The 14599-nt window shown below is 55.9% G+C and carries 1 protein-coding gene; it reads left to right on the top strand.

Features of this window, described 5'->3' with window-relative positions; translation table 11 throughout:
* The first annotated feature begins 58 nt into the window (after positions 1 to 58).
* Positions 59 to 14557 carry a DUF4347 domain-containing protein gene (locus K239x_RS24085; protein ID WP_145420880.1) on the top strand — a complete coding sequence of 4833 codons (14499 nt, stop codon included), beginning with the start codon at positions 59 to 61 and terminating at the stop codon, positions 14555 to 14557.
* The last annotated feature ends 42 nt before the right edge of the window (positions 14558 to 14599 follow it).

The raw sequence follows: 14599 nt of genomic DNA, 5'->3' as shown, positions 1-14599 counted from the left end.
CGTAAGCAGGTCCAGCGACCGTCGACGAGGGCTCGAAAGCCAGGTTGAGGTCATTGAAATGAAAAAACGAAACACAATCAAGACGATCTATCAATCATTGCTCTCCCGCCGCCGGCTTTGGGAGCAGATGGAAGACCGCGTCCTGTTTGATGCTGTCGTGGATGACATCGACGCTCAACCCGCCGCTGATGTGACGGACGCTGCCGGTTTTGAATCGGTGAACGTGATTCAGAACATTGACGACGAAATAGAACGGATTGGTACGGTCGCGGGTGCTCGTGCCGCATCATCAGCGTCCGAGATCGTTTTTATCGATACAGGTGTTGAAGATCTTGATGTTTTGCTGGCCGATCTGAATCAGCAGACCGACGAGTTCGAACTGGTTTTTTTGGATCCCACCACCAACGGTCTCACTGAGATCGCCAATCACGTGAGCGGGCGGACCGAAATCGAAGCGATTCATATCCTCTCACACGGTGACGAAGGACGCATCGCACTTGGGAATACTCAAGTCACGACCGAGCAGCTAAATGGGCTTTACGCCGATACGCTGGATCGCATCGGCGCGTCGTTAGGTTCCGATGCAGACATCTTAATTTATGGTTGCGATTTGGCGGGCGGTCAAAACGGCCAAGAGTTTATCGACACGTTCGCATTGCTGACTCGCGCCGACGTGGCAGCGTCCGACGACACGACCGGACATGCCACACTTGGCGGCGACTGGGAATTGGAATACGCCACCGGTGCGATCCAGGCCAAAGTAGTGATTGGTGATGCGGCTCGCGGTGCCTTCATGGGCACCCTCGAATTTTTGGATATCACTGCGGTCGTCGTAGCTGATGGAACACCTTCCTTTGACGCCGACGATTCGGCGGGAAACGACTCGGGATCGCTGAACGGGATCGTGCGGTCACACGATATCGTGACGATTGACCTTTTCTACAACACGGACTCCAACGGTGCTACGAACCCTTACTTTGAAGTAACGTTGCCAGAGGGCATGGTGTTTGACGCGCTGCCGGCTCAAGCCGCACTGGATTCGCGATCGGGGATTTACGATTCCGACGGAGTCACGCTTGGTGGTGATTCGCGGCACATGAAAATGTACTTGCCGGACATCTCCGGAACGATTTCCAGCAATGTGACGGTGGTGGCAAGAGCGTTGGGAGTGGAGAACGGAACCCAAGTCAATGACATCGTTTTTCACGGTAACTCCGACGAAAACGCCACGTCTTTGATCACCGACGATGATATTGATTTCACCATCTCGTCGGCTGCCAACATGGACATCCGACTGCTCAACCCGACCTTTCGCGGCGCCTACACCGATGCGACCGGGAATATCGACGGAGTCGTTTACTCGTACGGCATTGGGATTTTTGGTGCCCACCCGACTCGGACTGGCGCCGACGGTGTCAAAGGATCCGCGCCGATTCAAGACCCGTACACGTTCGATATTGATCTGACCGATGTGACGCCTAACGCTCAAGTCTTTTCCTGGGGGCCGCTGATCGGGGAACTTGATTCACACGATGGCATTGGACGCAACTACGAATGGAACGCGACCACGTCAACCGCTTGGTCGCACTCGGGACGTCCGGCCGGTCGAACGCAAGAGCATCCCACCAGCACGACGTGGTCAGAGGAAAAATCGACCCCTGATTCGGGCGAATGGACGATCACCGGAACGACGTCGACTGCCGCAGGGGCCATCTTTACGACGCAGGTGGTGGGAGCTGATACGACGGGCAGCCATTTTCCTGACTACTCCGCGGGCGGTGGAACTATTCCTGCTGGCGATAATTGGTTTGGATCGGGCATCGTGCACGTCTGGGTACCCGTCGATGACATTGCACCCGGCGAAGACGGTGTTCTGGGGACCAGCGACGACGGTGTTTTGAAAATCACTCCCAAGATCACGAACTTCGACCCCGACGATCTCTTTGGTGCCACCAATAATTTTGGTTCGGGCATCGAAGACGAATCCAATAACTCATACACGCATACGGTACAGACCACCAGCCTGGGCGGGTCCGGCAAACGGAACTTTGAATATGGTCAATGGAAATGGGTGCAGACGGGAACGTACTGGCATGCCGGAGACGCTGTGACGTCGATTGGTCACCAGTACGACGCGAGTGTTCACTCTGGGCAAAACGGTGGCATCTTAGAACTTGACGGTGTCATATTTGGGGACAAGTTTGACAACACGGCGACCAAGATAGCGCCGATCTCAGACTACGCGGGCGCAAACCGTTCCAATCACCAATGGTCACGCGCCTACCTCAGTGGTGGTGGTCCAGCGGAATGGCTTCAAGAAGGCGTTGATTATGTTGTCGAGTTCGGAACCGGAGGCGTCGATGGCGCTGCCGGCGGTTGGACCGATTGGAATTCCATGGGTGACGCGACCCTGGCCGACGACCAGACGTCTACGGTTTGGACGACTGATCCAACGGACATTGCCAGCTTGGGTGGCACCGCCGATCCCGATTCCGGTGTCAGCGATGCCATTACCAAGTTTCGCTTCAAAATGCTCGGTCCGCTTCGTCCCGGAGGCGTGATGCGAGGTTTTGTTTCGCTCGAAACGACTGGTCCATCCACGTTGGACTTGGCCAACAATCCGGACGGAACGATCATTGCAAACTTTCTTGCCTCCAGTGTCGGGTACTTGCGCGATGACGCCGACCCCAATAACGACTGGCGTACCAGTGAATACGATCCGTCAGACAACTCTTGGTTCACCGAAGGCAGTTCAAGTGACTTATACCGTGGTGACCGCCTGACCCTGGTCACCGCGCAAGTTCGCGTTGACAAAACCGTCGTTGACATCGGCTCGGGGAACCTGTTTTTGGCAGGCAGTTCGGCCAAGATCCAGCTCGAAAGCACCGTCACAGTTCCTGGCCCAGATAACGGAGATCCGGCAGACGATGTCTGGGTGACCGACATCTTGCCCGCTGGCCTGTCGGTCGTTGGTGGCAGCGCTAATGTCGCAGCCGGAGACACATTCGTCGCCGGGGATGGATCGATTCAAATCATCGAAGCGGTTGAATATTTCGACGGCACTGTTTGGAGTTCCACTTGGGCTTATGGCGCGTCGGGAATTCGAGTGGGTTTCGGCGATGTGCCGCTGAACACGACATTGCCCGTGATCACATTTGACGTGTTGATTCCATTCGACGCGACCAACGGAGAGACGTGGGAAAACACCGCAGTCATCGACTCCCCGTCGGACATTTCCCCGGAAGGCTGGCGAGATTCACAAGCCGGTTTAGTGGCCGTCCAAGTCGCTGCGATGGCAACGGGAAAACAAGTTGTCACGCCATTGATCCCCGAAGACGGAACTGTCGTCTTTGAACTCGGCGTCGCCAACATTTCCGACGACAAAGTGATTCCTTGGTTTGATGCGATCGATATCCTGCCTTACAACGCCGACGACAACGGTTCGTCATTCGGTGGATCGTACACCAATGTCGATGTGTCGAATTTGTCCTCGGACATTAATGTCTACGTCACCACCGTGGCTGGCAGTGTTTTAGACGACCAAGATGACACGCCGAATGATGGCTACAGTGATCCGGGCGTGGAAGGTTCGTCGACCTGGTACGTTTCGCCGGGGACCGGCATTTGGCAGTACACGTTGGACGACGTCAAGAACAACGTGGTCGGTGCACCTACGATGGATCAAATCACGGGGCTGCGTTTTGTCTCGGACCCTTCTTATCGCCTGCCCGCTGCGACACCGCATCTGCCTCAGGGTTCCAGTGAAACTTGGTTGCTGCATCTGCAGACGCAGGGCAATTCTGGGATTCCGAGTGACACCTATACCAACAAATTGACCGCGCGTACGGCCGAAGGCGTGCTGCCGCTGCCCGTTCAGTCGCCGCCCGCGACGGCGGTGGTTGTTGCACCTGAGATCGAGATCGAAAAAGAAACGTGTTTGGATGAAACGGGCGTGAATTGCGATCCGCTGAATGATTCGCATTGGGGAGAAACCGCAACGTTCGACGACACCAACGAAGTGACCTGGCGTCTGAAATTGGTCAACACCGGTACTGCCGATGTTGTTGCCTCGGTCGACGATGTCATCCCGGCTGGGTTGTCTTATGTCGCAGGTTCAGCCAGCACCACGTTGGGTGACATCAGTGGTTTTCCGACGACGTGGACGGTCAATGTTGCTGCCGGTCAAACGCAGTATGTGACGTTTACCACAAGCACTGTTGACGCGACTTCGTACACGAACAGTGCCTCCGTCGACGTCATTGATCAGTTTGCCCAAACTGATAGTGACAGCGATGATGCGTCGGTTACGTTCGTGTCGGAAATTTCCGTTTCCAAAGAGCAAACTGATGCCGTTCGCAGCACGACCAATCCAGCTCACTTCAACGTGACCTACGAAGTTGAACTGATGAACACCAGCGTGTTTGATTTGGCAGATCTAACTCTGACCGAAGATATCTTCGCTGCCTTTGGCCCCGGGTATCAGGGCGTGGTGACCGGCCCGGCGATTCTGTCGAGCACGATTTCGACAGGTGGTTCTCTGCCAACGATCAACGGTTCGTTCGATGGAAATTTAGGCGGTACCGGCGACGCGGGAATCTTTGACGGTTTCACGGGACTGCTGAAACCCAACGACCGCATCACCGTCACCTACACCGTTGCGGTTGATCCGTTATTGCTGGTCGACCCGGCGAATACAACCAACCAAGTCGAAGCCGGCGGCGCAACGGGAGGCCCCGGCGGAACGCTTGTTAGCGATCTGTCGGATGATGGGGATGACCCTGATGGCGACAACGCGGACTACCGCGGGGACGATGGCGCCGGCGGCGTGGACGACCCGACTCCGCTGATCTTGCCAACCATCGATTTGCAAAAAGAAGTTGTCGGGTCTCCCACTCACGCGGCCAGCGGAACCGAAGGCAACTACGACGTCACGTACCAGTTTACGGTCACCAACACCGGTACGACGGACTTGGACAAGATCGCCTTAACAGAAGATTTTGCAGCGAACTTGGGTGGAGCGTTTGTCGGCATCGTCGACGGCCCCAAAATTACGTCGTCCGATGCGACCGACGACCCTGATCCGAACTACTTATACGATGGTGGCGCGACCAATTCGGACGTGTTTGCCAATGTGCCTGACCCCGACTATCCGATTACGTTTGGCGGGAGCAACGAAAGCAATACGACTGCCAAAAGAACCGTCATTGGCGATCAGCGTTTTGTGATCAACCCCGAACAATCCTATGACCTTAGCGTCGACGCTTTCGCGGGCGACGGAGCGGGCGGGAATTTTGATCCTGCTTCACGCCACTACATCGGCGTCGCATCTTACGACATCGACGGAAACCGGATCTCGCCCTATCACTTCATGCGGAACCCCGGGGCGGCCGAAACCACCCTCGCGGTCGAACTGAAACCGGGCGACACAACCATCACGCTCAACGATGCAACGGGCTGGCTTGACGGCGGGACGGCACATCAACGCACCTTGCAGTGGTACGGATACGCCGACAGCACCGGACATGTCTATGACGACTACACGTACACTCGCAACTATCGAGCCAATTTGTGGGATGCCGGGGCCATCAGCGGCAACGTGATCACATTACGCGATCCTTGGACGGGGCCGACACTCAGTGCGGGCGATGCCGTTGGCAACGGGCGATCCGGCGGCTCGTATCAGTACACGTTGGCTGGATACGATCACATTCCCGAAACGTCAACGACATTGACGGCCCCGTTCGGTGGTTCCGTCAACACGTCCGCACTTTACAACAAGACACAGTTTCGACCAGGGACTCATTCGATTTCTGCGTTGATTCTGGCAGACTACACCAACACCGGGACTGAGCTGACGGTAAGCAATTTTACGATTCGCACCGCCAATACCAACTTGTTGGAAGTCGGCCAAAGTGTAACGGTCGAGATCACGGTCGAAATTGACCCTGACAATCCGGCGGCGATTTACGATGGCATCACGACCAGCAGCACGGGTGATCTAGAAAACCATGCTTCGATCTCGGCTATCGATCCTGTCGATGGAACCGTCGTTAGTGATACGTCCGACGATCCCAATGATTCGACCGAAGCGGAGTTCGGCGACGACAGTGACCCGGATGACCCAACGGCCATCCGTATTCCCAATATCACGTTGAACAAAACCATTGTGTCGCAAGCGATCGCAATTAGCGGTACGGTTGGCAACAAAGACGTGACCTACGATCTAACGATCACCAACACCGGGTCGACTCCACTAGATCGACTGAGTTTGGTGGAAGACCTCGATACGCACTTTGGCGGCGCCTTTGAAGGAATCGTGCTTCAGTCGGGCAACGTGGCCAGTATTGTTTCGTCGACGGCGGACGACGATCCGGAAATCAATACCGCCTACGACGGCGGGGCAACCGACGCCAATCTGTTTGATCCCCTCGGCGTCAGCTTGCTTCAAGTTGGCCAGAGTGTCACCGTTCGGATCATTGTCGAAATCGATCCAGACAACGCGTCGGCAAACTACGACAGCGTGACGGGTGACGGTTCGGGGGACCTGGAAAACCAAGCGACGGTCTCTGCGATCGATCCGTTCGACGTGTCTAACACGCCCGTGGTTGATGATTCCGATGATCCGGCCGACAGTGCGAATACAAACAACAACGCCGACAACGACCCTGACGATCCGACCGTTTTGGGAATTCCCCGCATCCAGCTGGAGAAAACGGTTGTTGGAGTCCCCGTTCCTTCAGCCAGCGGTGTGAACGGCAACTTTGACGTCACTTATCAACTGGTGCTGACGAACAACGGCCAACTGGCACTCACCAATCCCACCATCACCGATGACTGGGCGACTCAGTTTGGCGGTGCGTTCAAAGGCATCGTGGATATTGATCTTTCCGACGATACGACCGTGCCCAGCGGCAGCGGCATCGGCGGCAACAGCAATTACACCGGCGGTGCATTAGAAAATTTGCTGGATGGTTTGGGCACGTTGGCGGTCAACGAGTCGGTGACCATTCTTGTGACCGTCGAAGTCGATCCGAACGATGTGACAGCAAATCTGAATGCCGGTTCGTTGGTCAATAGCGCCATCGCTACCGGGACCGATCCCGCAGGCGTGCCCGTCTCCGATACGTCGGATGATTCCACTGATAGTTCGGACAGCGACACGGACGGAAACGGTGACCCCGACGATCCGACGGTGCTGCGCATAGCCGACGTCAACTTGGTCAAGGCCATTTCCACCTCGACGCCACCTGCCAAGCAAGCCGACGGCACATGGAACGTGACGTTTGACTTGACGGTCGAAAACACGGGCACCACCGTGCTGGATCAATTGTCCGTGCTGGATGACGTCAGTAGCAGCAGCAATTTTGGGACCGCTTGGCAAAGCACACTTGGCGTGACGCTAAACACCGGCGGCCTGACGACTGGCGATCCTCCGGCACTCAATGCGGCTTGGTTTGCCGACCCGACTCAAGACATGCTTGACGGAACGGGGTCGATGAACGTCAATGATTCGTTCACGATCTCGGTCACTGTCAACTTGGACCCGGACGCACTGGGCTCCAGCGCTGCAGGCCTGTTCAACCAAGCGACAACGTCGGCGGAAGATCCATCCAGTCCTGGCACCACCGTGGATGACGCTTCGGACGATCCGACTGACTTTGACAACAATGATCCCGACGGCGATCACAACCCAGATGACCCGACCGGCGTATATCTGAGTGATATCGGTGTTGCCAAACAAGTCGAAAGCGTCACACCGATTGGCACCGGCAAGTTTGAAGTGGTGTACGTCGTGGTCGTTGAAAATACGGGCACCAACGATTTGACAAACATCGTCGTCACCGAAGACATGGTGGCAGAATTCGGTCATGGATTCGACGCGGTGATCTCAGCTCCCACCTTGGTCGCGAGCGATCTGTCGAGCGGTGCCAGCGTTCCGGTTGTCAATGCGTCTTGGGATGGCGGTCTTGCTGGTCCAGGCAATACTCAGTTGACCACTGGCAGCGGCCTGCTGAAACCAGGTGATGGCTTTACATTGATGTTCACGATCGAAGTCGATACCACTCTCCCCGATGGTGGCGACACCACAGGTGCAGGCGACTTTACCAACACCGTCGTCGCGACCGCTGATGGCCCAGGTGGGACAACCGCCAGTGACAATTCCGATGCAGGTACCAATCCCAACAGCGATAATGGCAACGGCACGGATGACGATCCGACGCCCTTTCAAGTGCCCCAGATCCGCGCGGGCAAAACACATGGCACGGCTATTAAAACGATTGATGGCACCGGCAACTACATCGTTCCCGTCACAATCGTCGTTGCCAACAGCGGCAACGTCGACCTAACCAACGTGACGTTGATCGAAGACGTCGCCGCCCTCTTTGGCAACGCGTTTGTGAGCGTTGACAGTATGTCGATCACAGCGACTGGACCGTTCACGGGCACGCTGCCAACGCTCAATACGAACTGGGATTCAAGCGACACCGCCATTGGCGTGATCGACACCACGGTCCCGAATGAACTGAAGTCCAACGAGCAGTTTACGTTCAGTTTTAACGTCGTTGTGGATCCTGATGAAGTCGATGGGCTTTCGCAGTTCAACGAAAACCAAGCCAATGTCAGCGGTGAAGGCACCAACTATGACGGCAACCCTGTCATTGTGACCGACCAGTCCGGCGACACTGGTAACCCGATTTCCGAAACGCCCGATAATGACCTGCCTACGCCGTTGGTTATCCCTGAGATCGTCTTGGAGAAGTCTTTGGTCAGCCAGTCCTTGGCCACCAGCGGAATTGCCGGCAACATTGATGCTGTCTATCAATTCACTTACACCAACAGTGGCACCGTCATGCTGACGAGCCCCACGATTGCCGACGATTGGGCCGGGCAATTTGGCGACGGGTTTGTACGCATTGTTGACGTTGATCTGTCCGATGACGTCATTGCTCCGGCAACATCTGGCATCAGTGGCAACGCCGCTTACAACGGACTGGCCACCGACAACCTGCTTGACGGACTGGGGGCCATCGATCCTGGACAAAGCGTCGTCGTGCTCGTGACAGTCGAAGTGGATCCCGACGCCGATCCAGCCAAACTAGTCGATGGACGACTGGAGAATGTCGCCAGCGCCGAAGGTACGTACACGCCGACCACCGGGCCGTCGGTCACTGTCGATGACAATTCCGACGATACAAACGACGTCAGTAACATCGACACCGACAATGATGGGGATTTCGAAGATCCAACCCCGCTTGGGATTGCCGACATCACGTTGACCAAGGACATCATCGGAAGTCCCGTTCCGTCAATCAGTGGAACGCCGGGCAATTTCGATGTCACTTATCATCTGGTGGTTGCCAATACCGGCAGTGAAACGCTGAGCAATTTGACGCTGTTTGATGACATCGATTCGCAGTTTGGTGGCGCGTTGGAATCCGTTGTCAGTATTTCGATGTTGGCTGGTTCCACTGCGACGACAGCGCCTGCTGTAAACAACAGTTACGACGGCACCGCAGCCAGTGATATGCTGATTGGTGATCCTGCCGACCGCCTTGAATCAGGTCAGGTGTTTACCATTGTGCTGGTCGTCGAAGTCGATCCGGACAATGCGGGTGCGGTTTACGATAGCGTTACAGGCGACGGCAACGGCGACTTGGAAAACAGTGCCACTGCCGGCGGAAATGCTCAATACAGCGGCAATGTGACCGACGTTTCGGACGACACGAATGATCCGTCCAACAGCGAAGACCCTACCGACATCGACAACGATCCGGACGATCCAACCGGCTTGATCATTCAAGACATCACCTTGGAAAAAGCCGCCGTCGGCGGTCCCGTGCCCGCGTCATCAGCCACTGCTGGCAATTTTGACCTGACCTACGATCTGACGATCACCAACACGGGAAGTGAATCACTACGGAACCTATCGTTAGTCGAAAACTTGGCCGCACAGTATGGCGGTGCGTTCGTTGGCATCGTGTCTCAATCGGGCACGCAAGCGACCATCGTGTCGTCGACAGCCAATGATGTTCCCGAGATCAATGCGGCGTACGATGGTGGTGCGACCGATGCTCAGTTGTTCGACAACTCAGCTCCCAATGCCAATCTGCTGCGAACGGGCGAAAGCGTCACGGTTCGGATCGTCATCGAAGTCGATCCGAACGCTCCCGGCGCAATCCTTGTCGATGACGGACTGGAAAATCAGGCCAGCGTGGCCGGCACCGGTGTCGGCACAGGCCAAACGACCGAAGATCTTTCGGACGATCCGGCGGACACGGCAAACGATGATGGCGATCCGTCAACGACCGCCGACGACGACAACAATCCAGATGACCCTAACGTCATAAGAATCCCGGACATCACTCTTTTGAAACAAAAGTTTGGTGCCCCCAGCAACGCGGCCAGCGGCACCCCGGGCAACATGGACGTGTTCTACGATTTGACAATCGTCAATAGCGGCACGACGCCATTGGAAGAACTTTCGCTGGTCGAGAATCTTTCATCCCAGTTCGGCGGAGCCTTCGTTCAAATTGTTCCGCAGTCCGGACAAGTCGCGACGATCCTGGGTACTGCGACCGATGCTCCTGAACTGAACGCAAGCTACGACGGCGGACTGACCACTGGAAACGACCAGCTCTTTGACAGTTCAGGTGCCAACACCAGTTTGTTGGCTGCAGGCGAATCCATCACCGTGCGATTGCTGGTCGAAATCGACCCGGACAATGCCGGTGCGAGCTACGATTCAGTTACCGCCGATGGTACCAATGATTTAGAAAATCTGGCCACCGTCGCCGGCGAAGATCCAGCCGATCCGAGCAACACCCTTGTCACTGATGTCTCCGATGATCCCACCGATCCAACTGGAGACGCCAATGACCCGACGGTATTAGCGGTTCCTGATATTCAATTGCAAAAGAGCATCGTCGGATCGCCTGTTCCGGCGGTCAGTGGGACTCAGGGCCACTTTGACGTGACCTACCAGTTCACGATCACCAACGACGGCCAGTCACCGCTCTCTGCGTTGAAACTGTCCGACGATTTTGCAGCACAATTCGGGGGTGCGTTTGTTCGCTTGGTACCCCAGTCGGGTTCACCCGTTGTGATCACGGCGAGCACTGCGTCGGATGATCCGGAAATCAACACGGCGTACGACGGCGACGCTGTCTCCGAAATGTTTAACAACTCGGGCACGAACAGCAATCAGTTGCTCGTTGGTCAATCCGTTACCGTCCAAGTCATCGTCGAGATTGATCCGGACAACGCCGGTGCGACTTACGATGGAATCACGGGGGACAGTAATCAGGACTTGGAAAACCAAGCTCAAGTCAGTGGCGAAGACCCGGATGGATTGGTCGTGGTCGACCTTTCCGATGACCCGGCAGACACCAGTGACAACGACACGACCAACGACGGCGAACCGGACGACCCTACAGCACTGATTATTCCCGATATCACGCTAGAAAAGACACCGTCGGGCGAGCCAGTGCCAGCAAGTAGTCTGATCGAAGGCAACTTTGACATCACCTACGATTTGACAATCACCAACACCGGCAACGATCCACTGCATACCATTTCGTTGCTGGAAGATTTGCGTTCGCAGTACGGCAGCGCTTTCATCGACATCGTTGGCACGCCGCTCATCGTTGCTTCGACAGCGACGGACGATCCGGGCATCAACGGCAGTTTCGATGGTGGATTCTCCGACGACGAAATCTTTGACTCTTCCGCCGCGTTCCTCGATATCAGTCAGTCGGTTACCGTGCGAGTCGTGATCGAAGTTGACCCGGATGCCACCGATGCAATCTACATCGACGGAAACCTGGAAAACCAAGCCGAAGTCTCCGCGACGGGCCAAAACTCCGCTGCCAGCGTCGATGACTTATCCGACGATCCAGCCAATCCAGACAATGTCGATGAATCGGCGACACCAGGTGGTGACAATAATCCTGATGACCCGAACTTGATTCGCATCCCGAATATCACTTTGCACAAAGTCATCGACGGTGCAGCGGTGGCGGCTTCAAGTGGCGTGTTTGCCAACTATGACGTGACGTACAAGTTCACGGTGACCAACACGGGTACAACGATGTTGGAAAACCTTCGGCTGACCGACGACTGGGCCGCCCAGTTCGGCAACGCGTTTGTGCGGATCATTCCGGGTTCGGTTTTGATCAACAATGTCGATGCTGCCACGGCACCGGGCGCCAACGCGTCCTACACCGGCGGTGCGTCTGAGAATATGTTTGACGGAAGCGGATCTTTCACTGCCGGACAAAGTTTTGAAGTCAGCGTGACCGTTGAACTGGATCCGAATGCTGCGGGAGCAATCTACACCAACGGAGACTTGGTCAACCAAGCCGACATGTCCGGTGTGGACCCAACCAGTGGTGCGACCGTCAGCGACCAGTCGGATGATGTCAACGATTCCACCAATGTCGACGGGGACGCATCGACCAACGGCGACGACGACAACAACCCCGATGACCCCACGGTGATTTCGTTCAGCGACATCGGAGCCGCAAAACGCATCGTCAGTTCCAGCCCGGCTTCGGGGGCCGGTGACTTGGATCTCGTCTACGAACTACGCGTTCGCAACTTGGGCAGTACCGACTTGACGAACTTGACGCTGGTTGATGATCTGCAAACCCTGTTAGGGCCATCGTTCGTTGGCATGGTTTCCCAGCCGATCATCATCGCATCGTCGGCGACTATCGATCCAGTCTTGGATGCTTCTTACGATGGCAACCTGGGCGGCAGCGGAAACATTAGCATCTTTGACGGCACAAGTGGATTGCTCAAACCAGGCGAAGAGATCGTCGTCCAGTACACCTTGGCACTGGATGTGGATCAACTGACGGCGACGTCCAACAATCAAGCCGTCTCAGGCGGTAACGATGGTACATTGACGGTGACGGATCCGTCCGACACAGGCGTCGATCCGGAAGGAAACAACCCGGGCCAGACCGGTGACACGGGTGGCGAAGACGACCCGACGTTACCGCCGGGTGTGGCGATCGCTAAAAACCACGGCGATCCGGTGCCAGCGGGACCCAACTATCAAGAGTGGTCGGTTCCCGTCACCTTGGTCATTCGCAACGTTGGCGTGACCGATTTGACGAACTTGGATCTAACCGAAGACATCGCGACATCGTTTGGAACGGCCTTTGTCAGTGTTGATCTGCCGCAAATTGATGTCAGCGGAATCACCAGTGGCAGCCCGCCATCAATCAATGCAGCATGGACCAATGACACTTCTTTGAACATGCTTGCCGGCGGTAGTCTTCGCCCCGGCGACGAATTCGTTGTGACGTTCAATGTCATCGTGGACCCGGACGCAGGTGGCACCGCGCAGCCGCTAAATAACCAGTCGGCGATCGTCGCGACCGATCCCGCCAACCCCAGCGTCATTGTTCGTGACACGTCGGACAGTGGCAAAAATGCGACGAGCGACAACCCAGACGAACCAGGCGATTCGGGCGGCACGGAGGATCCGACTCCGCTGCAAATTCCTGACATCGGCACTGGAAAACAAATTGTCAACGTCGAAATGAACGGTTTGCAGGCCACTCTGACAATCGACTTAGTGCTGGAAAACACAGGCACGGTCGACCTGGAAAGCTTGACTCTGCAAGACGACTTTGCCGATCAATACGGCGGCAATTTTGTCGGCATCACCGGTGCACCGATCATCTTGTCCAGCACCGCGACCACAGATCCAGCGCTCAACGCTGACTTTGACGGATCGTCTGATATTGAATTGTTCGATGGTGCCAGCGGACTGCTCCAACCGGGCGAACAGATTGTTGTACGCTTGAGCGTTTTGGTCAAAGCACTTCCAGGACAGGCCGAAATTGTGCTGGAGAATCAAGCCGTCGCGGGAGGTGACCCCGTCGATGAAAATGGCGACCCCATCACTGACGACGCTGGCAATCCAGTCGCAAGCGTCACTGACAACAGTGACAGTGGTTCCGATCCACACAGCAGCAACCCTGGTCAACCTGGCGATACGGGCACGTGGGGCGACCCGACGCTGACGCCGATCAAGTTCTTTACGTTCGATGGGTTCAACAATTTCTCCAAGCCGTTTGGTCACCCGGACAGCGAACGACCTGGCAGCCGATTGCTGACCAAAGAGATTTGGCAACTCGCTGTCGACCCTATGTTTAGTGGTTCGGCGCGTCCTGGCACAAAGATCGTCGGACGCTTGTACGATCAGGACGGTTTCCAGATCGGACAAGAAGAAGTCTTTGCTGATGTCGGCGGAAACTGGATGATGCAGGTTCACGAATTGGACAAGAGTCGAAACACCGGCTACGCCCGCGTGGAGTTCGAGGAGATCGGTGGCATTGGGCAGCAATTCGCTCCCAGTGGGGACGCGTTTGGCTACCTTGGTCAAGACAAAATGGACAACGATTACGCCGCTTTGGAACCATGGACACCGTACGAAGAACACTATGATTTCATCGCCATCTACCGCGGCAGCGCGAGTGTGAAGCTAGCGACGATGCACCGCAAGAATAATCAATCGATTGGATTTGGAACCCAGTCGGAGTAAAATCTTTGTGCCGTTCACGGGTGGAAAACCGCCAGTGAGCGG

The sequence above is a fragment of the Stieleria marina genome (genome assembly GCA_007741555.1).
In the GTDB taxonomy this organism is placed as follows: Bacteria; Planctomycetota; Planctomycetia; order Pirellulales; family Pirellulaceae; genus K23-9.
Note: the sequence above shows the minus strand (reverse complement) of the source record. Positions and strands in the feature narration are given on the sequence as shown.

Excerpts from the sequence above, each read along its gene's own strand:
- K239x_RS24085 (WP_145420880.1), top strand. The coding sequence starts at position 59 with ATGAAAAAACGAAACACAATCAAGACGATCTATCAATCATTGCTCTCC.